This is a genomic window from Streptomyces sp. CA-135486, assembly GCF_050936555.1.
Lineage (GTDB): Bacteria > Actinomycetota > Actinomycetes > Streptomycetales > Streptomycetaceae > Streptomyces.
The window spans coordinates 208,204-233,808 of sequence record NZ_JBNJMM010000002.1; the positions used below are offsets into that span (position 1 = coordinate 208,204).

Annotated in this window: 25 protein-coding genes; 12 read left to right on the top strand and 13 right to left on the bottom strand. The window is 71.3% G+C overall.

Translation table 11 applies throughout. From position 1 onward, the window contains the following. Window positions 1-23: 23 nt before the first annotated feature. On the top strand, window positions 24-440 hold the full coding sequence (locus tag ACQEVG_RS20020; RefSeq protein ID WP_360877465.1) for an RNA-binding S4 domain-containing protein: 417 nt from the start codon (window positions 24-26) through the stop codon (window positions 438-440). Between the two features lie 208 nt (window positions 441-648). On the opposite strand, the gene ACQEVG_RS20025 is transcribed toward ACQEVG_RS20020, so the two are convergent. The 3 genes from ACQEVG_RS20025 to ACQEVG_RS20035 form a co-directional block, all read right to left on the bottom strand. Beyond that, window positions 649-2,616 carry an FUSC family protein gene (locus ACQEVG_RS20025; RefSeq protein ID WP_432985873.1) on the bottom strand — a complete coding sequence of 656 codons (1,968 nt, stop codon included), beginning with the start codon at window positions 2,614-2,616 and terminating at the stop codon, window positions 649-651. Window positions 2,617-2,657: 41 nt separating this feature from the next. Next, complete coding sequence (locus ACQEVG_RS20030; RefSeq protein WP_432985875.1) at window positions 2,658-3,671, bottom strand: endonuclease/exonuclease/phosphatase family protein; 1,014 nt, start codon at window positions 3,669-3,671, stop codon at window positions 2,658-2,660. Between the two features lie 140 nt (window positions 3,672-3,811). Continuing rightward, complete coding sequence (locus tag ACQEVG_RS20035; protein ID WP_432985877.1) at window positions 3,812-4,522, bottom strand: TetR/AcrR family transcriptional regulator C-terminal domain-containing protein; 711 nt, start codon at window positions 4,520-4,522, stop codon at window positions 3,812-3,814. Between the two features lie 214 nt (window positions 4,523-4,736). Here ACQEVG_RS20035 and ACQEVG_RS20040 point away from each other — a divergent pair, with 214 nt between their 5' ends. Beyond that, window positions 4,737-5,546, top strand: coding sequence for an MBL fold metallo-hydrolase (locus tag ACQEVG_RS20040; protein ID WP_432985879.1), 810 nt, complete (start codon window positions 4,737-4,739; stop codon window positions 5,544-5,546). 52 nt (window positions 5,547-5,598) lie between these two features. Here the strand turns inward: ACQEVG_RS20040 and ACQEVG_RS20045 are convergent, their stop codons facing one another. After that, window positions 5,599-6,465 carry a hypothetical protein gene (locus tag ACQEVG_RS20045; protein WP_432985881.1) on the bottom strand — a complete coding sequence of 289 codons (867 nt, stop codon included), beginning with the start codon at window positions 6,463-6,465 and terminating at the stop codon, window positions 5,599-5,601. A gap of 217 nt (window positions 6,466-6,682) precedes the next feature. On the opposite strand from ACQEVG_RS20045, the gene ACQEVG_RS20050 reads away from it, so the two are divergent. Together ACQEVG_RS20050 and ACQEVG_RS20055 are read left to right on the top strand one after the other, a co-directional pair. Further along, a complete protein-coding gene (locus ACQEVG_RS20050) occupies window positions 6,683-7,060 on the top strand; it encodes a hypothetical protein (protein WP_432985883.1) in 378 nt (125 codons plus the stop codon). A 137-nt stretch (window positions 7,061-7,197) separates the two neighbouring features. Beyond that, window positions 7,198-8,274 carry a MerR family transcriptional regulator gene (locus tag ACQEVG_RS20055; RefSeq protein ID WP_432985885.1) on the top strand — a complete coding sequence of 359 codons (1,077 nt, stop codon included), beginning with the start codon at window positions 7,198-7,200 and terminating at the stop codon, window positions 8,272-8,274. A gap of 204 nt (window positions 8,275-8,478) precedes the next feature. Here the strand turns inward: ACQEVG_RS20055 and ACQEVG_RS20060 are convergent, their stop codons facing one another. After that, window positions 8,479-9,264 carry a DUF4239 domain-containing protein gene (locus tag ACQEVG_RS20060; RefSeq protein WP_432985887.1) on the bottom strand — a complete coding sequence of 262 codons (786 nt, stop codon included), beginning with the start codon at window positions 9,262-9,264 and terminating at the stop codon, window positions 8,479-8,481. Window positions 9,265-9,417: 153 nt separating this feature from the next. Between ACQEVG_RS20060 and ACQEVG_RS20065 the strand changes: the two genes are divergently transcribed. The 6 genes from ACQEVG_RS20065 (at window position 9,418) to ACQEVG_RS20090 (ending at window position 14,582) form a co-directional block, all read left to right on the top strand. After that, complete coding sequence (locus ACQEVG_RS20065) at window positions 9,418-9,711, top strand: hypothetical protein (RefSeq protein ID WP_432985889.1); 294 nt, start codon at window positions 9,418-9,420, stop codon at window positions 9,709-9,711. A 318-nt stretch (window positions 9,712-10,029) separates the two neighbouring features. Further along, on the top strand, window positions 10,030-12,060 hold the full coding sequence (locus ACQEVG_RS20070; RefSeq protein WP_432985891.1) for an FAD-dependent oxidoreductase: 2,031 nt from the start codon (window positions 10,030-10,032) through the stop codon (window positions 12,058-12,060). A gap of 32 nt (window positions 12,061-12,092) precedes the next feature. Continuing rightward, window positions 12,093-12,626 (top strand): PadR family transcriptional regulator, encoded by a 534-nt coding sequence (locus ACQEVG_RS20075; RefSeq protein ID WP_432985893.1) that lies wholly within the window; start codon window positions 12,093-12,095, stop codon window positions 12,624-12,626. A gap of 175 nt (window positions 12,627-12,801) precedes the next feature. Then, window positions 12,802-12,984 (top strand): hypothetical protein, encoded by a 183-nt coding sequence (locus ACQEVG_RS20080; protein WP_432985895.1) that lies wholly within the window; start codon window positions 12,802-12,804, stop codon window positions 12,982-12,984. Between the two features lie 47 nt (window positions 12,985-13,031). Continuing rightward, a complete protein-coding gene (locus ACQEVG_RS20085) occupies window positions 13,032-13,688 on the top strand; it encodes a class I SAM-dependent methyltransferase (protein WP_432985897.1) in 657 nt (218 codons plus the stop codon). Window positions 13,689-13,763: 75 nt separating this feature from the next. After that, entirely contained in the window at window positions 13,764-14,582 is an 819-nt protein-coding gene (locus ACQEVG_RS20090; protein WP_432985899.1) for an MOSC domain-containing protein, read from the top strand. A 15-nt stretch (window positions 14,583-14,597) separates the two neighbouring features. On the opposite strand, the gene ACQEVG_RS20095 is transcribed toward ACQEVG_RS20090, so the two are convergent. Continuing rightward, window positions 14,598-15,908 (bottom strand): phosphoribosyltransferase family protein, encoded by a 1,311-nt coding sequence (locus tag ACQEVG_RS20095; RefSeq protein WP_432992755.1) that lies wholly within the window; start codon window positions 15,906-15,908, stop codon window positions 14,598-14,600. A gap of 1 nt (window position 15,909) precedes the next feature. Between ACQEVG_RS20095 and ACQEVG_RS20100 the strand changes: the two genes are divergently transcribed. Beyond that, window positions 15,910-16,776, top strand: coding sequence for an HAD-IIA family hydrolase (locus tag ACQEVG_RS20100; RefSeq protein ID WP_432992758.1), 867 nt, complete (start codon window positions 15,910-15,912; stop codon window positions 16,774-16,776). Here the strand turns inward: ACQEVG_RS20100 and ACQEVG_RS20105 are convergent. From ACQEVG_RS20105 to ACQEVG_RS20120, 4 genes are all read right to left on the bottom strand, one after another. Further along, window positions 16,773-17,855, bottom strand: coding sequence for a magnesium and cobalt transport protein CorA (locus ACQEVG_RS20105; RefSeq protein WP_432992761.1), 1,083 nt, complete (start codon window positions 17,853-17,855; stop codon window positions 16,773-16,775). The two genes, ACQEVG_RS20100 and ACQEVG_RS20105, sit on opposite strands and share 4 nt — an antisense overlap. A gap of 87 nt (window positions 17,856-17,942) precedes the next feature. Beyond that, the gene (locus tag ACQEVG_RS20110; protein WP_432985901.1) at window positions 17,943-19,646 is read right to left on the bottom strand and encodes an NPCBM/NEW2 domain-containing protein; all 1,704 of its coding nucleotides are present in this window, start codon (window positions 19,644-19,646) and stop codon (window positions 17,943-17,945) included. A gap of 132 nt (window positions 19,647-19,778) precedes the next feature. Further along, window positions 19,779-20,489 (bottom strand): flavodoxin family protein, encoded by a 711-nt coding sequence (locus ACQEVG_RS20115; RefSeq protein ID WP_432985903.1) that lies wholly within the window; start codon window positions 20,487-20,489, stop codon window positions 19,779-19,781. A 94-nt stretch (window positions 20,490-20,583) separates the two neighbouring features. Next, window positions 20,584-21,324, bottom strand: coding sequence for a PP2C family protein-serine/threonine phosphatase (locus ACQEVG_RS20120; protein WP_432985905.1), 741 nt, complete (start codon window positions 21,322-21,324; stop codon window positions 20,584-20,586). A 222-nt stretch (window positions 21,325-21,546) separates the two neighbouring features. On the opposite strand from ACQEVG_RS20120, the gene ACQEVG_RS20125 reads away from it, so the two are divergent. After that, window positions 21,547-23,517, top strand: coding sequence for a sensor histidine kinase (locus tag ACQEVG_RS20125; protein WP_432985907.1), 1,971 nt, complete (start codon window positions 21,547-21,549; stop codon window positions 23,515-23,517). Window positions 23,518-23,843: 326 nt separating this feature from the next. On the opposite strand, the gene ACQEVG_RS20130 is transcribed toward ACQEVG_RS20125, so the two are convergent. The 3 genes from ACQEVG_RS20130 to ACQEVG_RS20140 form a co-directional block, all read right to left on the bottom strand. Beyond that, window positions 23,844-24,284: an SRPBCC family protein gene (locus ACQEVG_RS20130; protein WP_432985909.1), complete on the bottom strand. Its 441-nt coding sequence runs from the start codon at window positions 24,282-24,284 to the stop codon at window positions 23,844-23,846. 161 nt (window positions 24,285-24,445) lie between these two features. Further along, window positions 24,446-24,769, bottom strand: a complete 324-nt coding sequence (locus ACQEVG_RS20135) for a GYD domain-containing protein (RefSeq protein WP_432985911.1) — start codon at window positions 24,767-24,769, stop codon at window positions 24,446-24,448. A gap of 45 nt (window positions 24,770-24,814) precedes the next feature. Beyond that, window positions 24,815-25,525 carry a YoaK family protein gene (locus tag ACQEVG_RS20140; RefSeq protein ID WP_432985913.1) on the bottom strand — a complete coding sequence of 237 codons (711 nt, stop codon included), beginning with the start codon at window positions 25,523-25,525 and terminating at the stop codon, window positions 24,815-24,817. Between the last annotated feature and the right edge of the window lie 80 nt (window positions 25,526-25,605).

Here is a 25,605-nt window from a genome sequence, read left to right on the forward strand (position 1 = left end):
CACGGACGGAATAGAGTCGGTGCATGGCTGCAGAGGTTTCGGACGAGCAGGCCGTACGGGTCGACGCCTGGATCTGGTCCGTACGGCTCACAAAGACCCGCTCCCAGGCCGCGTCGGCATGCCGGGCCGGCCATGTCCGTGTGAACGGCGAACGGGTCAAGCCGGCGCACCCGGTGCGCGCGGGTGACCAGGTGCGGCTGTTCCACGCGGGCCGGGAACGGCTGGTGGTCGTCTCGAAGATCGTCCGCAAGAGGGTGGGCCCACCGGTGGCGGCCCAGTGCTACGTGGACAACAGTCCGCCGCCCCCACCGCGGGAGTTCGTGGCCCCGGCGGCGGTACGGGACCGGGGTGCGGGCCGCCCGACCAAGCGGGACCGCCGCGAACTGGAACGCCTCCAGCGCGCTGCGTCGGACGGGTTCTCATCCTCCTCGGGCGGGTGACCTGCCGCGCGTGACGGACCGCGGCAGGTGACGCTGCACCTGGAGGTGAGCCATGGAGCTCCGGGAAGCGGACGTGAGCCCGGGGTGTGCGCTCGGGCGAGCGGGCGGCGGACGAGGTGCCGGCAGTGCTCTGATCGGCAGTGTCCTGCACTACGGCCGACGGGTTTCGGCCCCCGGTGATCCCGACTCGGTCACCCTGACCGACCCGTCACCCCGGCCGCTCCGGTGACGCAATCGCTCTCGCCGCCTGGACCTCCCGCCGCAGTGGGCCCAGCACCCCCTCCTCGTCCCCCGTCAGCTCCGCCCTGACCTCCACCAGCACCTCGCTGCTCCGCAACCCCGCCGCCAGCTGCCGCAACTGCTCCTCGATCTCCGCGACCTCCGACCGCGTCGGCGGCTCCGCGCCATGGTTGACCCGGACGCGCGCCGCCGTCGTCGCGTCCACCACGCGTTCGACGGCGACGACCAGCGGCCACCACGCCGCCGCCCGCGCCCCCACCGGCGGCGGTTCGGTCAGCGCGCGCTGGAACTCCGAGCGCACCGATGACAGATCGCGGTAGATCCGCCGCCGTCTGCGCACCCGCTCCCCGCGGTCCTCCCCCGACGGGGCTCCGAACGCGTACGCCACATACCTCGCCGCGTCGTCCACCGCCGTCGCCAGCCGGTCGCCGACGCGCGTGTGCCAGCTCTCCGGCCAGAGCAGATACCCCGCGACCAGCGCGATCGCGCAGCCCATGAGGCTGTCCACCAGCCGGGGCAGAACCAGGTGGAAACCCTGGTGGTTGAGGACGTCGGAGAGCAGCAGGATCACCGGGGTGATGGCCGCGGTCTGGAAGGCGTACCCCTTCGCGGAGAACGCGGGGATGAGCGCCGCGAGGACCATCATCACCGGCACGTCCCACCATCCGCGCGGCACCTCGGAGAGCACCGCCGCCGCGACGAGCAGCCCCGCCGCCGTGCCGAGCGCGCGCAGTACCGCCCGGGAGAAGACCGAGCCGAAGTCGGGCTTCAGGACGAAGGTGACGGTGAGGGCGACCCAGTACGAGCGGGGCACCGGCACCAGCGAGACCAGCGACTGGGCGAGGCCGATGCAGAGCGCGAGCCGCAGCCCGTAGCGCCAGGAGGGCTCGGAGAGCAGCACGTTCCGGACCCCGCGCCGGGCGCGGATGCGCAGCGCCGCGGGCCGCCCGAGCCGGTCGTCGACGTTGTACGGATCGGGGTCGGGCTTGTGCACGACCACCGCGGCGTGCCGCAGTGCGGCCTCCACGGCGCGGTCCGCCGGTCCCTCGGGCCGGGGCAGCTCCAGCTCGGGGGCCTCGCTGCGGCCCTTGTCGACCGCGTCCGCCAAGTCCCGTACCGCCCGGGCGATTTCGGGCCGCCGGGAGGCCCGCCCGTGCAGATGCGCTGCCGCGGCCGCCTCGACCAGCGGGATGAGCACGTTCAACTGCGCGAGCAGCCGTACGAGCGGGCTGCGCCGCCCGTGTTCGCCGGCCCGCCGGGCGAGGATCAGGTCGTAGGAGCTGTTGAGGGAGCCGGTGACGGCCTGGCGTTTGTCGTCGTACGCCGAAGTGCCGGCGGCCGCCAGCAGATCGGCGACGCTGCGGTACGCACCGGCGACCGCGGCCCGCTCCGGCTCCCGGCCGCGCAACGGCCAGGCCAGCAGGGTCAGTACGAGTACGAACATGCCGCCGAGCGCGAGCAGCAGCGGGGCCTTCCACCACGGCCCCGGCATCGGCAGCCCCGCGCCCACCACCGCGTTGAGCAGGAGCAGCAGCCCGGACACGGACGCCACCGCGCCGATGGAGGAGATCATCCCGGAGACGAGCGCGACCAGCGTCAGCGCGGCGACCGCGAGCCAGCCCTCCCCGTACACGAGCGTGCCGAGCGTGACGCCGACGGCGCCGAAGAGCTGCGGGACCGCGATGGTGAAGATCCGCATCCGGTACGAGTCGGCGGTGTCGCTGATGACCCCCGAGAGCGCACCCATCGACACCAGCGCGCCGTACTGCGGCTGCCCGGCCGCGAGCCCGACCGCGAGCGGCGCCGCCAGCGCGACGGCGGCGCGTGCCACGGCGGCCCAGGGGATGGGTGCCGACTGCGGCAGCAGGCCCTTGAGCAGCCAATCGGGTGGGGACAGCCGTCCCGCTCGGGTCTCCATGGTCAAGACATGCCTCATGGAGGCGTATGGGAGCAAGTCCTGCGGGGACGGAACCGGAATCAGGACGCGCTGTGCAGCTCGATCTCGACGAGCAGCGAGCGGTGGTCGGTGCCCGGCAGGTCCAGGAAGCGGGCCTTGCGTACCGCGAAGTCCTTGCTGACCAGCACATGGTCGATCTGCGTGCCGAGTGGGCGGCCGACGGTGGCCGGCCAGGACGGGGTGTGGGCCGCGCCCACGAGGGTGGCGCTGTCGCGCAGGCCGCCCGCGTCCAGGATCCGGCGGAAGGCGGCGTGGTCCGAAGTGGCGTTGAAGTCACCGGCGACGAGGGCCGGCCCGCCCTTGACCTCGCGGGCGTACGTACGCACCAGGCCGAGTTCCCTGCGCCAGTCGGCCACGCCGCCCGGGAAGGGCGGCAGCGGGTGTACGAGCTGAAGGTTCACGGGGTGACCGGCGACGACGGCCACCGAGCCGGGCATCGCCAGCGTGCTCTCGATCCCCGGGGCCGTGCTCAGCGGGTACTTGCTGAGGATCGCCGAGCCCGAGGCCGCGTTGCCCTCGACGACATTGCGGTACGGGTAGTCGGTGCGGGAGGCCTTTGCCGCGAGCGCGTCCGAGCAGACGCGGGCGCACTCCTGGACGAAGACGATGTCCGGCTGCTCGCGGCGGACGGCCGTGAGCAGGGCCTCGGTGGCGTTGCCGAACTCGAGGTTCGATGTGAGCACTTCGAGGCGGGCGACGACCCGGCCGGGCGGTTCGTCGGTGAGCCCGGTGTCGTACGGCCTGACGTACCAGCCGGTGACCGCCAGCACGGCGACCGCCCAGAACATGCCGGTGCGCCAGCGCGCGAGCAGGGCGAGCAGCAGCGCGGCCCCGGCCGGCACCAGCAGCCAGGGCAGGAAGGCCAGCAGCTGGGTCACGGGGGTGATGCCGTCGGTGTCCGCGGCGCGGCAGCCGACGACCGCGCTGAGGGCGAGCAGCAGCAGCCCCGCCAGCCAGGCGGCGGCGCGCCGGCCGCCCGAGGGGCGGACCTCCGGCTCGGCGGCCGGGGCCGGCGTCGAGATGGCGCTGTCCAAACCGGCCTCCGAGCCGAGGGTGTACGTGGTCGAGGGTGTGCGTGGCCGTGGGCGTGCCGTGTGGCCGAAGGTGGGCGTGTATGTCCGTCGACGTCAGTTTCGGCGACTTTGGTTGCGGCTGTCGCGGTAATCGCCGCAACTCACTCGGGGGCGTACCGGCGCAGCGCGCTGATCAGCAGTTCGACCCCGAAGGTGAACTCCGCCTCGTGGTCGATCACCGCCAGCATCGGGGCGAGTCTGGCCACGGCGGGCAACCCCGACTTCTCCAGATGCGCTCTGCGCTCCTGTACCGCCGACTCCGCCTCCCCCTTGACCGCGGGCGAATGGAACTCCCGCAGCATCGAGCCGACCTGAAAGGCGATGAGCAACCGCAGAGCATGCACGGCGGCCGCCTCGTCGAAGCCGTGGTCGAGCAGAACGGACAGGGAGCAGTTGATGGTCGGCAGTGCCCCGGGGGAGGCGAGCTGGCGGGTGAGGACCAGCTCGCAGGCGCGCGGGTGACGCAACGAGGTGCGCCGGAAGCCGTACGCGACCGAGCGGATGCCGTCCTCCCAGCCGGCGCCGGGCCGCCGGGACAGCTGCATGTCTGTGGTGAGGTGCTCCGTGACCCCGTCGAGGACGTCCGCCTTGCCGTCCACATGGTTGTAGAGCGACATCGCCTGCACACCGAGGGCGGCGGCCAGTCGCCGCATGGAAAGGGCGTCCACGCCCTCGTCGTCGATGACGTCCAGCGCGGCCCGGATGATCCGCTCGCGGGACAGCGGTTCACGGCAGGACGGACCCGGGGCCGCCGCCCGCCGGGCCGATGAGCTGCGCTCCGTGGGGTGTTGACGGGTTCTTCCGTCAGACATCGCGGTGCTCCTGAGGGGGTTTCGCGGAGTCGGGTCGTACTCCTTGACGACTTACAGCGTAAGTGCTTCCCTCGGTCCCGTACTTACGGCGTAAGTACGAAACGAATTGGCCTGGGGGGCCCGGAAGATGACGCAGGAGGCGCGCGAGGCTCCCGTCGACCCCGGCTCGGCCTCGCGCCGTCCCTCCTCCTCCCCGCGTAGCCGGAGTCACCGCATGTCCTGGCCCACCGTCCACCACCTCGACTGTGCCCCGATGCATCCCGTCGGCGGCACCCCGCTGGTCGCCCACTGCCTGCTGGTCGTCACCGGCAGCGGCCTTGTCCTCGTCGACACCGGCCTGGGCTCCGCGGACGTCTGTGACCCCCGGCGGCTCGGGATGTTCTTCCGCAGGACCATGCGGCCGACACTGGACCCGTCGCATACGGCCTTTCACCAGATCCAGGCGCTGGGATACGACCCGTACGACGTACGGGACATCGTCCTGACCCATCTCGACCTCGACCACGCGGGCGGTCTCGGCGACTTTCCCGACGCGCGGGTCCATGTGATGGCGGACGAGTACCGGGCAGCCATGCGGCGCGACACCCGCCTGGACGCCGGGCGCTATGTCACCGCCCAGTGGGGCCACGGCCCGCAGTGGGTCGTCCACGACACGGCGGACTCCACCTGGCACGGCTTCGCGGCGGCACGGGTACTGCGCTCCCCCGACATCCTGCTGGTGCCGCTGCCGGGGCACACCCGGGGCCACTGCGCGGTGGCGGTCCAGCAGCCGGAACGGTGGCTGCTGCACGCGGGCGACGCGTACTTCTTCCACGGCGAACTGGACCTGCGCCGCCCGCGCTGCCCACGGCCGGTCGCCCTCCACCAGCGCCTGGTCGCGGAGAATCACGGCCAGCGGCTGATGCAGCTCGAGCGTCTGCGCGACCTGCGCCGCGCGGACCCGAGACTGATCCGGATCTTCTCGTCCCACGACGCGTACGAGTTCGCCCAACTCGGCGCGGAAAGTGTGCGTCCCGTGCGCTGACGAGCCGCGGATCCTTCGCACTTGCGCGGGCAACGGGCGGTCGAAGCCGCCGCTACAGGGGTGCGGGGGCGTCGGCCCGGGAACACACCACGGTCGTCCGCCGACCCCAGAGCCACGCCAACGCCCCCACCGCCAACCCCACCCACATCACCCACCACCCCGTCCTCACCAAAGTCGACGTCAGCGCGTCGTACACCGCCCCCGCCGCCGCCCGGTCCACATCCGGCGGCAGGTCGTCGAGTGCCAGGGCCCGACCCACCGTGAGCGCGATCCGCAGAAGCACCGCGCCCGCGGAGAGTGCGAGGCCGAGCGTGGTCAGGGTGCGTGCTCGGCGGGACGCGAGGAGTGGCGCGGACGACGCGAGCAGCAGGGTCGTGACCGGGAGCCAGACCCCGGCGAGCCGCAGGCCGTCGAAGACCTCCCGCGCCACCCCCAGCTCGTCGGACTCCAGGATCGTGATCCGCGTATGCCCGACCGGGATCTGTTCCGCGAACGGCACCCCGTCGTCGTCGAGCTGCCGCTTCACCTGCTCGATGACCGGCGCCAGATCCATGCCGACCGCGTCCTCGCTGTCACTGCTGAGCCCCTCCTCGACCGCCTGGTGAGCAGCCCGGTTCACCGTGTTCCATACGGCCCGGAAGGACTCCGTGCCGGAGAAGGAGACCACAGCCTCGTGCAGCAGATTCCGTACGCCCTCCCGGTACGGACGCCCGTCGAACTTCTTCATCACCTCGTCGGTGATCCGCGCGGCAACCGCGTTCTGCACCGCGGGGTCCGAGGCGAGCGGCTCCATCGCCGCGACGTACCCGTCGGTGTCACCGATCTCCCGGTCCGCCCAGACGGCGAGCGCGCTCAGCGGAGTCAGCAGCGCCACGAGGACGATCAGCACCGCCGACACCGATGAGAGGAAGCTCCGCACACCTCCAGGGAACGTGGGGGCCGCGGCGGGCGCGCGCGTTGCTCCGCCGACCGGGCGCGGACCGGGCGGGGCGGATCGAGCGGGCACCGGCCGGGGCCTGTCGGCCGATCGGGGCCCGGGAAGCGTTAAGGGTTCGTACGTCCGCTGACTTGCCACTCGGCCCGCCCGGGTGTGCTCTGAAAGAAGGACGCGGGGGACGAGAGGGAAGGAGCCCGCCATGGCCACACAGCAAGCACTGCCCGCACGGCACCACGGCTCTATGGCCTGGGCGATGCCCGTCACCCTGGGCGTGTCCTTCGGCTTCATGGCGGGCTTCCTCCGCCGCGAGGGAGCGCCCGTCGACTGGTGGGACGTCCTCTACGGTGTGGTCGCCGGACTGGTCTTCACGGCGGTGGCGTTCGGGCTCGGCCGCATCCAGCACGCACTGACGCCCGAGCTGCACGCCGGTGCGTACGGGGCGCTGTGCGGCATCGCCCTCGGGTTCCTGCACAGCCTGACCGGGGCGAGCGTGCTGACGGCCGTGGTGACGGGGCTCGTCTTCGGCGGGATGATGCTCGTCGGGAGCTTCTACGTCTTCCACAGCAGAGCGGACTGACCTGCGGATTTCTGGTCCTCGCGCGGCCGCCGGATCCGATCCGGCGGCCGCGCGTCACTGTCTGTCTTGACCTTGTCCCCAGGGGAAGCCCCAGCATCGGTGGGGCCGGGCGAAGCGCCCGGTACGAGGAGGAAAGCATGGGTCTGCTGACCATCGGTGCGTTCGCCCGCGCCTCCCGGCTGTCCGCCAAGGCACTGCGTCGCTATGACGAGCTGGGGCTGCTGCCGCCGGCCCGCGTCGACTCCTTCACCGGCTACCGGTACTACGACGAGACGCAGCTGGAACGGGCCCGGCTGGTGGCGTGGCTGCGGCGGATCGGGATGCCGCTGGCCCGCATCCGGGACGTCTGCGACCTGTGCGCGACGGACGCGGCCGCGGCAGCCCGGGACGTCCGGGTGTACTGGGCCCAGGTGGAGGCCGAGACCTCCGCGCGCCGCGATCTGGCCTCCTTCCTCGTCGACCAGCTGTCAGGGAAGGACACCGACACGATGTCTCAGCTCAGTCCACCTCTGGGAATCCGTTACGCCGCACGGTCGGACCGCGGTCTCGTACGGGAGACCAACCAGGACGCCGCCTACGCCACATCCCGGCTGCTCGCCGTCGCCGACGGGTTCGGGGACGAGGGCGCGCCCGCCAGTACGGCGGCGATCGATGCGCTCAAACCTCTGGAGGCCGAGGCAGCCGGGTCCGCCCGGACAGGGGATCTGCTCAACGCCCTTGAGGACGCGCTCCACCGGGCGAACGCAGCGGTGAACGGCCTCGCCGAATCCGGTACGACACTGACCGCGATGGTGTGGAGCGGCTCCCGGCTGGCGCTCGTGCATATCGGGGACACGCGCGCCTATCTGCTGCGCGGCGGGGAGTTCTTCCGGATCACCCATGACCACACCGTCGTGCAGTCGATGGTCGACGAGGGCAGTCTCAGCCCCGAGGAGGCGGCGTCCCACCCTCGGCGGGCGATGCTGCTGCGGGCGCTCGACGGGAGCGAGGGGCTCGCCCGCCCCGATCTGCGGCTGCACGAGGCGCGGGACGGGGACCGCTATCTCCTGTGCTCCGACGGCCTGTTCACGGTGGTGCCGGAGGAGGATGTACGGCGGTCCGTCGCGGCGGTCGCCGATCCTGACGAGGCCGTACGGGAACTGATCGCGCACGCCCATCGCGCGGGCGGCCCCGACAACATCGCGTGCGTCGTCGCCGATGTGGTGGCCGTCTGACCGCGGCCGCCCGCCCGGCTCTGAGCCGCCCCGCTCAGAGCCGTCAGGCGACCCTCGTCGACCCGCGCCGCGGAACCGGTCAGCCTCGCCGGTTTTGTGTATCTGCTCTTCCACGTCGGCGAGCACGCGCACAAGTGAGCCGCGGGCCGGGCGGCCGCGCCGGGCAGACGCGACCGTGGGCCGAACCGCCCGGACGGCCGTCGGTCAGCCCTTCCCCGCGGCGCTCGCGAACAGCACGCGGAAGGCGTCCGCCGACTCCGAGCCCGACCGCCCGAAGGGCGCGTCGAAGTCCCAGACCAGGAAGAGCAGAAAGGCGATCAGGGCGCTGAAGAGGCCCGCGAGCAGCAGCTCCCGGGCGGTGCCGCCGATCTGCAGCGTGAAGATCAGGCCGACCGTCACCAGCGCCCCGGTGATCAGGCCGAACCACACGACGCCCGGCAGCGTCGCCCCCGCGTTCTGTGCCCGCGCGTTGCGCGCGTCGTCGGCGATGGCGACCTGGTCGAGCAGCGGCTGATAGGCCTGTGCCTCCAGTTCGTCGGCCGGGGCCCGCTCCGCGATGTCCGCCCGTACCGCGCCGAGCAACTCCGCACCCCGGTCGGGCAGTTCCCTGCTGTCGACCATCCTCGGCCACTCCTGGTGGACGACATGGGAGACGTACCGGTCGATGTCCGTACGGATGCGCTGCTGTACGCGGACGGGGTAGACCTGCGCGCGCTGGGTGACCTCGTGCAGCGCCTGTGCCTCGCGGCGTACGTCGTCCTGCGCGGCGCTGCGCGCCTCCCAGACGCCCGCGATGGCAAGACCGAGCACGATCGCGTACACGACGCCGACCATCATCGTCATGTACTCGAGGACGTCAGGGGTCTCGGCGCCGTCCTCCTTGCCGGGTGTCCCGGCCCGGTGCAGTCGGTGCTGCCTGAGCAGTGTGATGACAAGGACGACGGCGCAGGCGGCGGCCATCGCGGCAGCCAGGACCAGCCATTCAGACATGAGGGATCTCCGAAGGGTGTGGTGTGTGTTCAGGCGCGGCCGCGCCGGGGCCGCAGCATCGCCGCGGCGAGTACGGCGGGGACGGTGGTCACCAGCATCAGGACGACGAGGGAGGTCCCGGCGTGTTCCGGCTTCCCGGACAGGGGTCGGTAGTTGCGTACGGCGCTGACGCGCGGTGCCGCGGGGGCCGCCGTTCTGGGGGGCGTCTTGGGACTCGTCGCGGGGGCCGCGGGCTGCGAAGCCGTCGGCTCGGGAGGGGGCTGGGGGCCCCTGGTGGGCCGTTCGGTCGGCGTCGTCGGCGTCGGTGCCGGTGCCGGAGTGCTGGGCGGCACCGGAGCCGGAGCCGGAGCCGGAGGCACCGGCTGTGCCGGCGTCGGCGTGGGCACCGGAGTCGGCGAGGGCAGGGGCGGCGGTGCTGGTGGAGGCGACGGCGGGCACTCGCAGTAGATCGATACCGACAGCGATACGGACACCGCTGCCGGTACCGACACCGATACACCGGCCCCACCGCACGCAGAGACGCCGATGCCGATCCCGGCCCCCTGCGAGCCGAGAATCGCCGCGATCCCCAGTGCGCTCAACTGCTGCCATCCCGCCACAAGCGGCACGTTATGGGCGTACGACGGGGCCGGGCGAGGGTCGGCGACCTCTATCACCCGTACGGATGATCAGCACACTTGTCGGACCGTGATTTTGCACCTTGTTGCAAAACGGCGGAACGGGCGCTAGAACTGATGCGACAACCCCGCCCGAGGAGGCGCCCCGATGAGCACGACGAGCCCCTACCCGCACCTGCTGAGCCCGCTCGATCTCGGGTTCACCACCCTCCCCAACCGCGTGCTCATGGGCTCGATGCACGTCGGTCTCGAAGAGGCGGAGAACGGCTTCGAGCGGATGGCCGCCTTCTACGCAGAGCGCGCCCGCGGCGGCGTCGGCCTCATCGTGACCGGCGGAATCGCCCCCAACGACCGGGGCCGTCCGTACGAAGGCGGCGCCAGGCTCACCACCGAGGCCGAGGCGGCGAAGCACCGGACCGTCACCGACGCCGTGCACGCCGAGGGCGGCCGGATCGCCATGCAGATCCTGCACTTCGGCCGGTACGCGTACCACGCCGATCTCGTCGCGCCGAGCGCCATCCAGGCCCCCATCAGCCCCTTCGTCCCGCACGCCCTGACCGACGCGGAGGTCGAGGAGACGATCGAGGACTACGTACGGGCGGCAGGGCTCGCGCAGTCCGCGGGGTACGACGGCGTCGAGATCATGGGCTCCGAGGGCTACTTCATCAACGAGTTCATCGCGAGCGCCACCAACCACCGCACCGACCGCTGGGGCGGCTCGTACGAGAACCGGATCAGGCTCCCGCTGGAGATCGTCCGCCGTACGCGCGAGCGCGTCGGCCCGGACTTCATCCTGATCTACCGCCTCTCCATGCTCGACCTGGTACCCGGCGGCTCCTCGCTCGAAGAGGTGATCACGCTCGCCAAGGAGATCGAGGCGGCCGGAGCGACGATCATCAATACCGGGATCGGCTGGCACGAGGCCCGTATCCCCACCATCGCGACCTCGGTCCCGCGCGGCGCGTACACCTGGGTGACCAAGAAGCTGATGGGCTCCGTCTCGGTCCCGCTGGTGACCAGCAACCGCATCAACACCCCCGAGATCGCCGAGCAGTTGCTGGCCGACGGGCGCGCGGACATGGTGTCGCTGGCCCGGCCGTTCCTCGCCGACCCCGACTTCGTCGCAAAGGCGAAGGCGGACCGCGCGGACACCATCAACACCTGCATCGGCTGCAACCAGGCCTGCCTGGACCACACCTTCAGCGGGAAGCTCACCTCCTGCCTGGTCAACCCGCGCGCCTGCCACGAGACCGAGCTGGTCCTGTCCCCGACCCGGCGGCGCAAGCGCGTCGCCGTGATCGGCGCGGGTCCCGCCGGGCTCGCCTGCGCGGTCGCGGCAGCCGAGCGCGGGCACGGGGTCACGCTCTTCGACGCCGCGGACGAGATCGGCGGCCAGCTGAACGTCGCCAAGCGGATCCCGGGCAAGGAAGAGTTCAACGAGACGCTCCGCTACTTCCGTATTCAGCTCGAACTGCGCGGCGTGGAGATCCGGTTGGGGACGCGCGTCGCCGCCGAGGACCTCACGGCCGACGCGTACGACGAGATCGTGGTGGCCACCGGAGTCACGCCCAGGACCCCCGAGATCGAGGGCGTCGACCACCCGAGCGTCGTCAGCTACCTCGACGTCCTGCGCGAGGGCGCGCCGGTCGGCGAGCGCGTCGCGGTCATCGGCGCGGGCGGCATCGGCTTCGACGTCGCGGAGTTCCTGACCGACGGGGGTCAGGGCGCGAGCCTGGACGCCGGGACGTACTTCCGGCAGTGGGGTGTCGACACCGACTACAGCGCGCCCGGCGGGCTGATCGCGCCCGAGCGCCCGAAGCCGCCGCGCTCCGTCCATCTGCTGCAGCGCAAGACCAGCAAGGTCGGTGCGGGTCTCGGCAAGACGACGGGCTGGATCCACCGTACGGAGCTGAAGCACCGCGGGGTGACGATGACGGCCGGAGCGACGTACGAGCGGATCGACGACGAGGGTCTGCATGTCACGGTGGACGGCACCACGAGCGTGCTCCCCGTCGACACGGTGGTGCTGTGCACCGGCCAGGAGCCGCAGCGCGGTCTGTACGAGGAGCTGAGCGCCGCGGGCCGTTCGGTGCATCTGATCGGCGGCGCGGACGTGGCGGCCGAGCTGGACGCGAAGCGCGCGATCGACCAGGGCACCCGGCTCGCGGCGACGCTGTGAGGCGCCGTCCCCGCCGTCCTTAGGATGCGGCCATGTCCCTCCCGCACGCGATCCTCACGGCTCTGCTCGAAAAGCCCTCTTCGGGCCTTGAGCTGACCCGCCGCTTCGACAAGTCGATCGGCTACTTCTGGTCGGCCACGCATCAGCAGATCTACCGCGAGCTGGGGAAGCTGGAGCAGGCGGGCCACATCCGCGCGCTGCCGTCGGCGCAGCCGAGCCGCGGGCAGAAGAAGGAGTACGAGGTCCTGCCCGCGGGCCGCGAGGAGCTGACCGCGTGGGTCGCACGGCCGGAGGACCCCAGGCCGGCGCGCGACCCGCTGCTGCTGCGGCTGCGGGCGGCGGGCGTGGTGGGCAGCGCGGGTCTTGAGGCGGAGCTGGAACGTCATCTGGTGCTGCACCGACGGCAGTTGGAGCAGTATCTGGCGATCGAGGTGCGCGATTTTCCGCCGGAGCGGCTGGTCACGGAGCAGGACAGGCTGCGGCATGTGGTGCTGAGGGGCGGGATCGAGCTGGAGACGTTCTGGACGAAGTGGCTGACGGAGGCGCTGGCGGGGTTGCGGCCCTGACGGGGCGGCGGTGCCGCCGAGACCTGCGCCGGCCGCCCGGGCCCGGTCTGCGGGACCTGCGGGGCCGCCGGCTCACCCGTGCGAACGCGCCGATGCGCGGCCGGGCGGCTGAGCTCCGTCTCCGTACGGAGTACGCCGCCGAGCATTATCTGACGGACCGTGAGATTGTCGCCGGATGACAGATTCCTTGATCGCCGCCTTCTCCGTGGCCGCGCTCGTCCTCGTCCTGACCTCTGCTCTCCGCCTCTCCCGCGTCGGCGGCACCGACCCGTCCGACGAGGCGCGCTCCGTGTCGCTCGCGCTGTACGGAGGTGTCCTGGCCGTCGTGACCCTGGGGTTGTTCATCGCCCTGGCGTGAGGCGGACGCCCGCGGGATTGTCAGTGAGGGCTGAGACTCTGGGTGTCATGACCGACCCCATTGCCGCGATCACCGACTACTGGGACGCCGCCGCGCCGGCCTTCGACAACGAGCCGGACCACGGCCTGCGCGCGGAGCCCACGCGCGCCGCGTGGGCCCGGCTCCTGCACTCGTGGCTGCCGTCCGCGCCGGCGAAGGTCCTCGACGTCGGCTGCGGCACGGGCTCCCTCTCCCTGCTGCTCGCCGAGGCCGGGCACGACGTCACCGGCGTGGACCTGTCCCCTCGCATGGTCGAAGCGGCGAGCGCAAAGCTCGCGGCGGCCGGTCTTGAGGCCGACTTCCTGGTCGGGGACGCATCGATACCCCCGACGGGCGACCGGCGCTTCGACGTCCTGCTCTGCCGCCACCTGGTGTGGACGCTGCCCTCCCCCCAGGCCGCGCTGCGCGAGTGGATCGGCCGTCTGCGCCCGGCCGGCCGGCTGCTGCTGGTCGAGGGCCGCTGGCGCGAGTCGGGCGAGAAGGGCGTGCTGTACGTGGCCGGGGCCGAAGCGCTGCCGTGGCACGGCGGCATCGAGGCGGAGGCACTGGCCGCCGCGGTGCGTCCGCTGGTCACCGACCTGCGTATCGAACCGCTCAGCGGCGACCCGGACTTGTGGGGCGGCCCGGTGACCGACGAGCGTTACGCCCTCAAGGCCCGGGTCTGAGACGTGCCAAAGGCCCTCAATTTCAACGACTGTCCGGCGAACTCCTCGGCCGCCGCTTCGGATTACGCTGATGCGATGTCCCGAGTGGTAGAGCTGACGACCTATCCCATCAAGGGATGCGCAGGCGTTCCGCTGACCGAGGCGTTGCTGACGGAGGCGGGTCTCGCCCACGACCGCAGCTTCATGGTGGTCGACGAGCGGGGGGTCTTCCGCAGCCAGCGGCGGGATCCGCGTCTTGCGGTCGTGCGGCCACACGTCACGGCCGGCGGGGAGCGGATCACGCTGGGCGCGCCGGATGTCGAGGATCTTCGGATCGACGTCGACAGCACTTCCGCGAGAGTCGATGTGGAGCTGTTCGGCACGCCGTATCAGGGGATCGACCAAGGGGACACGGCGTGTGAGTGGCTGTCCGAGGTGCTCGGCAAGCCGAGCAGGCTGGTGCGCGTGCCGCCCGAACACGGACGTGTGACGGACGGGTTGACGCCCGGCACGTCCGGCTATGCCGACAGCAGCGCGGTCCACATCCTTTCGGTCTCCTCGCTGGAGACGCTGAACCGGCGGATCGCGGAGTCGGGCGGCAGCCCGCTCGGCATGACCCGTTTTCGGCCCAACATCGTTGTGGGCGGCTGGGACGACCCGCATCTCGAGGACCGGGCCCGCCGGATCAGTGTCGGGAACGCCGAGCTGGGATACGCGAAGCTCGCCATCCGCTGCGCGGTCACGCTGGTCGACCAGAGCAGCGGTGCCAAAGCGGGGCCCGAGCCGTTGCGGACGCTTGCCGGCTATCGGCGGGCGGCGGCGGGCGGGGTCTCGTTCGGGTCGAAGTTCTCCGTACTGCGTACGGGCAAGCTCGCCGTGGGCGACGACGTGATCGTCACGGAGTGGGGCGGCTGAGAGGGGTCGGCGCGCTCAGCCGTGCGGCTGTCCGACCGGCGCCACCAGGTGCATGGTGAACCAGTCGCGGGCGAGCTCGGCAACCCGGTCCAGGGCCCCCGGCTCCTCGAAGAGATGCGTGGCACGCGGCACGACCACCAGGCGGCACTCGCAGCGCAGCTCCGTCAGGGCCTGTCGATTGAGGTCGAGGACCCTGGTGTCGCGGCCGCCGACGATGAGGAGTGTGGGCGCGCGTACGTCGGCGAGGCGCGGCCCGGCGAGGTCGGGCCGGCCGCCGCGGGAGACGACGGCCCCGATGTCCGCCTCGCCCGTCCTGTCGCCGTTCGTCGCCGCGAAGGTGCCCGCGGCCAGCAGGGCCGCCGCGGCCCCGGTGCTCGCGCCGAAGTAGCCGATGCGCACGGGCTCGCGTTCCCGCAGCCAGCGGGTCGCGGCCGCGAGACGCCTGGCCAGGGTCCCGATGTCGAAGACGTTCGCCCGGTCGGCCTCCTCCTCCACGGTGAGCAGGTCGAAGAGCAGGGTGCCCAGGCCCGCACGGTTCAGGGCCGCCGCCACGAGACGGTTGCGCGGGCTGTGGCGGCTGCTGCCGGAGCCGTGGGCGAACATCACGACCGCCCCGGCGCCCTCCGGCAGGTTCAGATCCCCGAGGAGCCGCACCCCGGCAGCGTCCACCTCGACCTCGGTCTCTACGGCTTCCCCGGCCGCCTCGGCGAGCAGGGCCGTGACCTCCTCGTCGGAGGTCTGGGAGAAGTCCTCGTACCACTCGCCGACCGCGCGGAACGCGCGCGGCGTGGCCAGGCACACCACTTCGTCCGCCTCGGCACGCAGCGAGTCGAGCGAGTCCGGCGGCGCCACCGGTACGGCAAGGACCACACGGGCCGCGCCCTGGGCCCGTACCACCTGGCATGCCGCCGCCGCCGTGGCGCCGGTCGCGATTCCGTCGTCCACGATGATCACGGTCCGGCCGCGCAGTGGCATGCGCGGCCGATGGGCGCGGAACCGTCTCGCCTGCCGCGCCAGCTCCGCCTCCTCGGCCCGCTCGACCGTGGCGAGCTCCTCCCGCCTGGCCCGGCTCCGGCGGACGATGTCCTCGCTGATGACCCGCACCCCGCCCTCGCCGATGGCCCCGAAGCCGAGCTCCCGGTGGTAGGGCACGCCGAGCTTGCGGACCACGATCACATCGAGTGGTGCGCCGAGCACCCGTGCGACCTGGAAGGCCACGGGCACTCCGCCCCGTGGCAGGCCCAGTACGACGGGTTTCTCCCCCTGCAGGTGCCGTAGCGCCTCGGCGAGTCGTCGTCCTGCATCCGTGCGGTCGGTGAAGAACACCATGGGTCACTCCCGCTTTCGTAATAACCCCATTTGTGGCTATTTAGCAAGCGGGCGTCACGCCGACGGTACGGTCGTGCGCATGGAGCGAATCGGAGCGGTCCTGATCGACATCGACGGCGTGCTCACCGTGTCCTGGAAGCCGCTGCCCGGCGCCGTGGAGGCCATGGAACGGCTGCGCGCCGCGGGTCTCCCGCTGGCGCTCGTCACCAACAACACGTCCCGGACGCGCGCCGTGATCGCCGAGCGGCTGACCGGGGCGGGCTTTCCGGTCGAGGCCGACGACATCCTCACGGCACCGGCCGTCACCGCCGCGTATCTGCGCGAGCACTACCCCGACGCCCGCTGCCTGCTGCTGAACAGCGGCGACGTGAGCGACGATCTCGGCGGCGTGGCACTCCTCGACGAGGGGGACGGCGGGGAACCTGACGTGGTCGTCCTCGGCGGCGCGGGGGACGAATTCACCTACGCGGCTCTCAACCGCGCCTTCCGTGAGCTGCAGCGCGGCGCCCGGCTGGTCGCCATGCACCGGAACCTGTACTGGCGTACGTCCCAGGGCCTCGACCTCGACACCGGCGCCTTCCTCCTGGGCCTGGAACGAGCGGCCCGCGTCGAGGCGCAGATCACGGGCAAGCCCGCGGAGGCGTTCTTCGCCACTGCCCTGGCGCGCCTGGACGTCACGGCGTCCGAAGCCCTGATGGTGGGCGACGACATCGAATCGGATGTGCTGGCGGCCCAGCGCAGCGGAATCACGGGTGTGCTGGTGAAGACGGGCAAGTATCTGCCTCAGACGCACGAAGCGGCCGACGGGACGCCGGACCACGTGCTCGACTCCTTCGCCGACCTGCCGGCGCTGCTGGAAATCTAGAGCCAGCCGTTGCGCCGGAAGCTGCGGTGGAGGACGAGGCAGGCGGTGGCCATGACGGCGAGGACGAGGGGGTAGCCGTAGGTCCAGCGCAGCTCCGGCATGTGCTCGAAGTTCATGCCGTACACGCCGCAGACCATCGTCGGTACGGCGATGATCGCCGCCCATGCGGTGATCTTGCGCATGTCTTCGTTCTGCGCGACGGTCACCTGCGCGAGGTGGGCCTGGAGGACCGAGTCGAGCAGGGCGTCGAACGACGTGATCTGCTCGGTCACGCGCGCCAGGTGGTCGGCGACGTCACGGAAGTACGGCTGTATCTCCGGGCCGACCGCCGGCAGCGGCTGGGTGGCCAGGGCCTGCAGCGGCCGGTCCAGCGGCGCCACCGCGCGCTTGAGCTCCAGCAGTTCGCGCTTGAGCTGGTAGATCCGGCCCGCGTCGCCGCGCCCCGCGTGCTCGGTGAAGACGGCCGTCTCGACGGCGTCGATGTCGTTCTGCACGGCGTCGGCGACGCTGAGGTACTCGTCGACGACATGGTCGGCTATGGCGTGCAGCACGGCGGCGGGACCCTTCGCCAGCTGCTCGGGAGCGTCCTCCAGGGCCTCCCGGAGCGGACCGAGCGAACCGTGCCCGCCGTGCCGGACCGTGATCACGAAGTCGGGACCTGTGAAGATCATCAGCTCCCCGGTGTCCACCACCTCGCTGGTGGCGGTGAGCTCCTCGTGATCGACGTAGCGGCAGGTCTTGAAGACGGCGAAGAGCGTTTCTCCGTACCGCTCCACCTTGGGCCGCTGATGTGCGTGCACCGCGTCCTCGACGGCCAGCGGATGCAGCCCGAACAGCTCGGCGACCCCGGCGAACTCCGCCTCCGACGGCTCGTGCAGCCCGATCCAGACGAAGCCGCGGCCGGTCTTGCGGACCTGCCGCGCGGCTTCGTCCACGGGACCGGCCTCGGGCTGCCGTACGCCGTCCTCGTAGACCACGCAGTTCACGACCGTGCTGCCGAGCGGTGAGCGGGCCGGATGGCTCAGGTCCACGGTTTTGCGGTAGGCACGGCGCACGGCGCGGCGGAGGTTGCTGATCATCGGCACGGCGGAGCTCCTTCGGACAACTGGCCGACCAGTGTGCCACCGCCGGTTGCGCTGCCCTGCCGTGCCCGTCTTCGACCTGCCTCAGGCGCAGGTGAGCCTGGGGACCGCCCAGTCGGCGTGGTCGTAGTTGATGCCGTCCCCGCTGTCGGTCACGACCAGCCTGAGCTCGCGGCCGCCGCTGAGATCCGCGGTCAGCGCCCTGGGGGCGTCGGCTCCGGTGACCCTGCCGCTGTCGGCCACCTTGGTCCCGTCCCGATAGATCTGGAACACCACCGACCCGTTCGTGCCGCCCGACTCGTCATCGACGCCGACGCTCGCGGTGAGGGTGGAGCAGCCGGCGCCGAGGTAGTACGTGATGTCGCCGGCCGCGTGTGTGCCGAGCCCCTTGGCGTATGTCGTGCCGCCGATGGTCAGGGTTCTGCCGTCGGCGGCGCCCTGCTCGCCGTTGCTGCGGTCGCGTTCGACCGGCCCCCAGCCGTTGATCGCCGACGTCCACGGCAGATCGCTGAGCCGGCTGACCCCGGCGGGCGGCGGCACCGGAGTGCCCGGCGTCACGCGGTACATCACCGTGCCGTGCGCGGGCACCGAGGCGCTGATGGCACCCGTGGTGGTGCTGTTCTGCTTCGACCAGAGGTCCTTGAGGGCGTACGAGGAAGCGCCCCCGATCCCGAGCGCCTCCACGCTCGTCGTGATCGTCCTCGTCGTGGTGGTCTCATTCGTCAGCGTCACCGAACGGCCGCCGTCGGCAAGGGGTTTCGACATCACCACAAGACCGCCGGAGCCGGCCACCACCGTTCCCTGCTTGCCCAGGCTGTCCTGGTCGACCGCGATGACGTCCGTGTTCTTGAGGATCGCGAGCGTCGATGCCGAGGCGCTGCGCAGATCACTGCCGATCAGCAGCGGCGCGGCCATCTGCGCCCAGAGGCTGAAGTGGGTGCGGTACTCGGTGTCGGTCATCCCGCCGTTGCCGACCTCGAGCATGTCGGGGTCGTTCCAGGCGCCGGGCCTGGCGTACGGCGCGAGCGACTGGTTCCGGTGCGCGATGCCGATCATGCTGGACCAGGAGTCGCTGATGTCCCCGGTGGTGCGCCAGGAATTGCCGTACTCCGCCGCCCAGTTCCACGGCTGGTTCTCCCCCCACTCGCAGATGCTGTAGAGAATCGGCCGCCCGGTGGCCCTGAGCGCGTCCGCCATCGCCCTGTAGCGCTGCTTGGCGTCGGCGCCGGTGTTGTTGCAGTTGTCGTACTTCAGGTAGTCCACGCCCCAGGACGCCCAGAGGTTGGCATCCTGCTGCTCATGCCCGAGCCCGCCGGGGAAGCCCTGTACGTCACAGGTCTTGGTGCCGGCGCTGGAGTAGAGGCCGAACTTGAGCCCCTTGGAGTGCACATAGTCCGCGACGGCCTTGATCCCATGAGGAAAGCGCACGGGGTCGGGCACGAGATTGCCGGAGGTGTCGCGGTTCGGCAGGGCCCAGCAGTCGTCGATGTTGACGTAGGTGTACCCGGCGTCCTTGAGTCCTTGGGAGACGAAGGTGTCGGCGACGCCCTTGACCATGGCCTCGTTGAACTCGGCCCGGCAGTGGGTGGAGTTCCAGTTGTTGAACCCCATCTGGGGTGTACGGGCAAGTCCGTTGTCGGCGGCCGGTGTTGGCGCCGGTGTTGGGGCCGGGGCTGTGGGCGAGGCCGCCGATGCGGGCGCACCGGCCAGGAGCGAGCCCCCGGCGAGAAGGGCGAAGGCGGCGGCAGCGGCAGGGCGCCGTCTGCAGGTGGGTCGTTCGGCAGGCATGTGCGGCTCCGCGTGGGGGTGAATGGCGCACAATCAAACGAGGACGAACGAAAGCCACCACATCTCAGCGCCGAGTCAGGGTCATGTCAATAGATCGGGCGCGACCCGGACCACGCCCGACGCCGGACGGGCTCAGCGGTGCTCGGGGTTGGGGAAGTCGAAACGGCAGCCCGCGTCCCATTCCGAGCGCTGGTTCCCATGGGCCGGGATGCCGCCGGATTGCTTGAGCAGGGCGGCCAGGTGCATCAGGTTCCAGCTCATGAAGGTGGTGTTGCGGTTCGTGAAGTCGTTCTCGGGCCCGCCCGAACCCGGGTCGAGATACGACGGTCCCGGCCCGGCCTCACCGATCCAGCCCGAATCCGCCTGCGGGGGGATGGTGTAGCCGAGGTGCTGGAGGCTGTAGAGGACGTTCATCGCGCAGTGCTTGACGCCGTCCTCGTTGCCGGTGATCAGACAGCCGCCGACCCGCCCGTAATACGCGTACTGTCCCCGCTCGTCGAGGAGCGACGAACAGGCGTAGAGCCGCTCGACGATCTGCTTCATCACCGAGCTGTTGTCACCCAGCCAGATGGGTCCGGCCAGCACCAGGATGTCGGCGGCCATCACCCTTTCGTACAGCGCGGGCCACTCGTCCGTACTCCACCCGTGCTCGGTCATGTCCGGCCAGACACCGGTCGCGATGTCGTGATCGACGGCCCGGACGACCTCGGTGGCGACGCCGTTGGACTCCATCACCGCCCGGCTCTTCTCGAGCAGGCCCTCGGTATTGCTGACCTCCGGAGAGCGCTTGAGCGTGCAGTTGATGAACATCGCGCGCAGGTTGTCATAACGCGGAGTAGTCATGGAGGCTCCCGGAGTGCGGCTCTCGCCGGGGAGCGTACTGCCGGAGGGCCGGAGGGCGGGGGACCCGGCAGCGGTGTCCTATCCGCGAAAGGCCTTATTCGCCGATTCGCACCAACGCGAGCGTGATGTTGTCGGGCCCGCCGGCCTCGATGGCGGCCTTCCACAGCTCGAAGCCCGCCCTGCCGTCGTCGTGGACCCGCAGCAGCATGTCGAGCTCATCGTCCGGCACCGGGTCGGTCAGCCCGTCGGTGCACACCAAGTAGCGGTCGCCCGGGGACACCGGAAAGGCCGTCACATGCGCCGTGACGGCGCTGAACACGGAGGAGCCGCCGAGCGTCTGCGTGACGGCCGAGGTGGTGCGGTGCCCCGGCGCCGGCGGCGGGCTGTCGTCCACGCTCACCTGACGCAGTCCGACCCGGCCCGCGTCGAACACCTTGCTGTCGCCGACGTTGAACGCCAGCAGCGAATCCCCCAGCACGACGGCCCCCGCGACCGTGGTTCCCATGGTGACCAGCTCCGGATGCCCGTCGGCGGCCGCATACACCGAGTGATTGCATACGTCCAGAGCGTCCCGGACGGCTCCCTCGCTGTCGATGGAGGGACCGAGCGAGGCGAGTTGGCGGACGACCAGCGCGCTGGCCACCTCACCGGCCGGCTGCCCGCCGAGCCCGTCGGCGACCGCGACGACGAGCGGTGAGCCCAGGGGGAACACCAGCGTCTGGGGGTTCTCCGTCACGGTGCCGCACAGTGTCCACGGTCCGACCACCACGCTGTCCTCGTTGTGGTCGCGAATCAGCCCGACATGACTCAACGCGGTCACAGCTATGTACGGCACCGCAATCTCCGCCTCTCCGCAGCGGCAGGCGTGTCCCTCACCACCATTGTGACGCCGGGGAGGGTGCCGGGTCCTGCGGAAGGGGTGCCAGAGCCTGTGGGGCGTTACGGGACAGTGGCGTACGGTGCCCGTCGCGGCCCGGCCCCCTGTGAACCGTGCGCAACCAGTCCCTTACCGTCGGGAAACCACGCCAGGCATATTCGGTTCGTACCGTCGTTGGACGTGAAGCGCACTCAACGACGCGTTCTGCCGCACCTGCCCCCTCTGCCCGGCTGGGGCACGATCCGGGGCCGTGTGGCCATCGTGCTCGCCGTCCCCACCTGTCTGCTCCTGGTCGTGACCGGTCTCGGCGTCGCCGACCGGGCGGCCGACTGGTCCGCGGCGCGTGAGACCGCCGGCCGGGTCGAACTCCTCATCGAGGCCCAGGGCCTCGTACGCCAGCTACAACGCGAACGGGGCCTCACCAATGGTCTGCTGGGCGGCGCCGCGGAGTACCGCGACGACGTCGAGGCCCAGCGCACCCGCACCGACACCGCCCGCAGCGGATTCGACGCCCTGCTCGGGGCGGACGGCGCGGGAGCGGACACAGCCAATGACTTACGGGAGGCGCTCGCCCCGGTCGCGGCGCTGGACGCCGTGCGCGAGCAGGTGGACGGCGGTACCGCCCGGCGCGCCCCGACCCTGGCCGCGTACACCAAGGCGATCGACGGGCTGATCGGCGCCGCGGCGGCGGAACCGGCCCGTGGTGACCGCGCCCTCGCCGAGGCCATGGGCGCCCTGCAGGCCCTCGCCCGGGCCACCGAGGCGGTCGCCCTGGAGCGCGGCCTGCTCAACGGGGTCTTCGCGGCCGGGCGTTTCAAGGGGAGCGAGTTCCTCGATTTCACCGAGGTACGGGCGGAACGGGTGGCCTTCCTGGGCCAGTACGCCGGACTCGCCACCTCCGCCCAGCAGGCCGCGCTGGACGCCGCCTTCGCCACACGGGACGCCCGGCGCGCCACCGGCTACGAGAAACGGGCCGAGGGCGGAGCCGATGGCAGCCGGCTCGCCGTGAATCCCGGCAGCTGGTGGTCGTCGATGACCGCGCTCGTCGACCAACTGCATGGTGTCCAGGGGAAGATCGGCGCCGAGGTACGGCTTCGCGCGGACCGGCTCGGGGACGACGCCACCGGCCAGCTCGGCGGCTTCATCGGCCTCGGCGTGCTGATCCTCGCGGTCGCCGCCGCGCTCGCCGTGCTGTCCGCCCGCTCGATCACCCGGCCGCTCGTCGCACTCGCCGATGAGGCCGACTCGGTCGCCCGGACCGGGCTGCCGACCGCTGTTGCCCGGATCCAGGAGGCCGATGCGGACGACGAACTCGTCGTGGAACGGTCCCGCCGGGTGCCTGACAGTGCCCGCGAGATCACCCGGCTCGCCGCCGCCCTGCACAATGTCGAGCACACCGCGATCGGTCTGGCGACGGAGCAGGCTGTGCTGCGCCGCAACAGCTCCGAGTCGCTCGCCTCACTCGGTCGCCGCAACCAGTCGCTGCTCTCCCGCCAGCTCGGCCTGATCACCACCCTGGAGAGGCAGGAGATCGACCCGGACGCGCTCGGCGAGCTCTTCGAACTGGACCACCTCGCCACCCGTATGCGCCGCAACGCCGAATCGCTGCTCGTGCTCGCAGGGGAGGAGCTGCCACCGCGCACCTGGTCGGGCCTGGTGACGGCAGCCGAAGTGGTGCAGTCGGCGATCGCCGAGGTGGAGCAGTACCAGCGGGTCGCCGTGGTCGACGTACAGGCCGCCCGGATCCGCGGCCGGGCCGTCGCCGAGCTCTCCCATCTGCTCGCCGAACTCATCGAGAACGCCCTGCTCTTCTCACTGCCGTCGTGTCCGGTCGAAATCTACGGATGGCGCGACGGCGGCGAGTACTGCCTGGCGGTCGTCGATCGCGGCTCCGGCATGACCCCCGAGGAACTGGCCCGCTCCAACGCCCGGCTTGCCGGCCGGGAGTCCTTCCTGGTGGCACCCACCCGCTACCTCGGCCACTTCGTCGTCGGGACTCTCGCCGCCCGGCTCGGTGCCCAGGTCGAACTGCGTCCCACTCTGGGGCAGGACGGTGTCTGCGGCGTCACGGCGTACATTGCCCTGCCGACCAGCCTCGTCGATGTGCCGGAGACGCAGCCGGGCGGCGACGGCCGGCTGACCAGGGCTTAGTGATCGCATGCGTCGTCGAGGCCGTACGCCTCCCAGGACGGGAACGGGTCGTCCCACGCCGCCGAGGCGCGGGCGCCCCGCCCGTCCTCCGTGAGGAGGCCCCGGGGGTCCGCGTGCCTACGGGGCGCCGCAGAGGAGGAGATGTGCCGTTGGTGATGATCCGGGCTCGCCGGGCCGCTCACGAGATCGTGGCCGTGACAGCGGGGGCGCCGGACTGACGGCCGGCGCGGAGCGGGACCGGGGCCTGCCGCGCGTCGGGTGCGGCGATGAGCCGTTCATGGGATGCGCAGGAGGTCCGCCGGCCGCTCCACGCCGAGCGGGAGGCGTCACAGGGCTCGCCGTTCCCCTTCCACCAGCTCCTTGAAGTGCTCGAGGTCGCTGCGTACGAGCCGTTCGATCGCGGTCGCCTGGGCGAAGCCTTTCGGTCCGCCGAACGCCTCTTTGACAGCGCCCGGGTCGTACTCGATCCGGGCCTGGACTTGGGTGTGATCCCGGTCGATGGGCAGCAGCGAGAAGGTTCCGGCCAGGTCCGGACCCCTCGTGGTCTGCCACTCCATCGTGTTCGCCTTGCCACGATCGGTGATCTGGGCCTCGAACTCCTGCGCCCGGCCGCCCGCGGTGACGTCGAGGTGCGCCAGATGCCCGCCCCCCGGACGAGCCTCGCTCACTCCTTCGAGGAATCGCGGATAGGTCTCCACGTGGTGGAGGCAGTCCCAGGCCACATTCAACGGAACACCGACGTCGATCTGTTCTTCGAGAGTGCTCATCGGCCACCTCAAAACTCGGTTCACGGTCTACGGGGCCATGAGTCCAGTGTGCTCCCGGAGGCGCGATGGCGGCTGGTGCCGACGCAGGGCCGGCGGGTACGGGGCGCCGGGCTTGCGCCGACCGTACGAAGGCATTTGTCGTATGCACGAAGGGATGGGCGTTATTTGCCGCCGGGCGCGTGGTACTGCACCTTCTGCTGGACTGCCTTGTCGATCTCCTCGGGCGTCAGCAGCGCGACCGTGCTCGTACGAACGCCGCCGGCCGCGGACACGACCAGACTCATGGTCGCGGCGGACGTGTTGCTCGGCAGCTCCACGATGGCGTACAGGTCCTCGTCGCCGAAGGCCCAGTAGAAGGATTCGAGCCGGCCCTCGAGGCCCTCGACCATGCGCTTGACGACCTCACGGCGCGCGGTGGCGCCTTCCTTGAACACGCCGTTCAGTCCGTCCACGGTCATCTTGACCCTGAAGAGGTATTTCGGCATCGGAGTCCGCCTTTCACGTGCGGCTGAGTGATGTGCCCCCTTCCCTCAGCCGGGCTCCGGTGCGCGACGGCGCGGTACGAAGCCGGTGCCCAGCGCGATGGCCATGACACATGCGGCCGTCACCAGCAGTACCACCGGCGGCCGCACGGCCTCGTGCAGCATCCAGGCACCGAGCAGCCCACCCGCGAACATCGCACCGACCGAAGCGGCGCGCCGGAGCTCGGCGCCCGCGCCGGAGGGGATCTTGGTGTCGAATCCCAGGGTCGAGGCGCCGAAGAGGGCCGTCATGGCCCGGGTGACCCGCGTGGTCGGCAGGTCCGCCACACTGGCCCGAAGCGTCGTCACACTCCGCATGCCCATCGCCAGCGCCACCAGCGCCGCCACCCCGTAGTGCCGACTGGAGAGAGGCTCGTCGAGCCGCTCGATCTGCCAGGCCACCAGTCCCGCGATGCCCAGCAGTACGGATTCCGCGACGAGGCCCACCACGAACCACCGGCGCCCGCGGACATTCATGCCCGACTCCAGCCGGGCGCCCAGGAGCGCACCCGCGGCGAACCCGACGAGCGAGGCCGTCGACGCCATCGCGGAAAATCCACCGGCGCCGACGACCGCGAAGCCGAGGAAGAGCGTGTTGCCGGTCTGGACGGCCGTGAAGACCGGGCCGAGCGCGAGGAAGCTGACCGCCTCGACCATCCCCGTCGTAATGGTGAGGGCCACCATGGCTGTCGTCAGAGCGGCTTCGTGCTTCGCCGTCACGGGCGCACTCCTCACCGTCCTGACTGCATCGGCTTCCCGAGTCTCGGCGGGGCCGACGACCCGAACCGCCCATTGCGCCG

What these genes read in the sequence shown, in the direction of transcription:
- ACQEVG_RS20070 (WP_432985891.1), top strand. Translation starts at nt 10,030, where the DNA reads ATGAGCACGACGAGCCCCTACCCGCACCTGCTGAGCCCGCTCGATCTC.
- ACQEVG_RS20110 (WP_432985901.1), bottom strand. Translation starts at nt 19,646, where the DNA reads ATGCCTGCCGAACGACCCACCTGCAGACGGCGCCCTGCCGCTGCCGCC.
- ACQEVG_RS20060 (WP_432985887.1), bottom strand. Translation starts at nt 9,264, where the DNA reads ATGTCTGAATGGCTGGTCCTGGCTGCCGCGATGGCCGCCGCCTGCGCC.
- ACQEVG_RS20035 (WP_432985877.1), bottom strand. Translation starts at nt 4,522, where the DNA reads ATGTCTGACGGAAGAACCCGTCAACACCCCACGGAGCGCAGCTCATCG.
- ACQEVG_RS20130 (WP_432985909.1), bottom strand. Translation starts at nt 24,284, where the DNA reads ATGAGCACTCTCGAAGAACAGATCGACGTCGGTGTTCCGTTGAATGTG.
- ACQEVG_RS20105 (WP_432992761.1), bottom strand. Translation starts at nt 17,855, where the DNA reads ATGATCAGCAACCTCCGCCGCGCCGTGCGCCGTGCCTACCGCAAAACC.
- ACQEVG_RS20115 (WP_432985903.1), bottom strand. Translation starts at nt 20,489, where the DNA reads ATGACTACTCCGCGTTATGACAACCTGCGCGCGATGTTCATCAACTGC.
- ACQEVG_RS20075 (WP_432985893.1), top strand. Translation starts at nt 12,093, where the DNA reads ATGTCCCTCCCGCACGCGATCCTCACGGCTCTGCTCGAAAAGCCCTCT.
- ACQEVG_RS20040 (WP_432985879.1), top strand. Translation starts at nt 4,737, where the DNA reads ATGTCCTGGCCCACCGTCCACCACCTCGACTGTGCCCCGATGCATCCC.
- ACQEVG_RS20090 (WP_432985899.1), top strand. Translation starts at nt 13,764, where the DNA reads ATGTCCCGAGTGGTAGAGCTGACGACCTATCCCATCAAGGGATGCGCA.
- ACQEVG_RS20100 (WP_432992758.1), top strand. Translation starts at nt 15,910, where the DNA reads ATGGGTCACTCCCGCTTTCGTAATAACCCCATTTGTGGCTATTTAGCA.
- ACQEVG_RS20080 (WP_432985895.1), top strand. Translation starts at nt 12,802, where the DNA reads ATGACAGATTCCTTGATCGCCGCCTTCTCCGTGGCCGCGCTCGTCCTC.
- ACQEVG_RS20025 (WP_432985873.1), bottom strand. Translation starts at nt 2,616, where the DNA reads ATGAGGCATGTCTTGACCATGGAGACCCGAGCGGGACGGCTGTCCCCA.
- ACQEVG_RS20020 (WP_360877465.1), top strand. Translation starts at nt 24, where the DNA reads ATGGCTGCAGAGGTTTCGGACGAGCAGGCCGTACGGGTCGACGCCTGG.
- ACQEVG_RS20050 (WP_432985883.1), top strand. Translation starts at nt 6,683, where the DNA reads ATGGCCACACAGCAAGCACTGCCCGCACGGCACCACGGCTCTATGGCC.
- ACQEVG_RS20085 (WP_432985897.1), top strand. Translation starts at nt 13,032, where the DNA reads ATGACCGACCCCATTGCCGCGATCACCGACTACTGGGACGCCGCCGCG.
- ACQEVG_RS20135 (WP_432985911.1), bottom strand. Translation starts at nt 24,769, where the DNA reads ATGCCGAAATACCTCTTCAGGGTCAAGATGACCGTGGACGGACTGAAC.
- ACQEVG_RS20055 (WP_432985885.1), top strand. Translation starts at nt 7,198, where the DNA reads ATGGGTCTGCTGACCATCGGTGCGTTCGCCCGCGCCTCCCGGCTGTCC.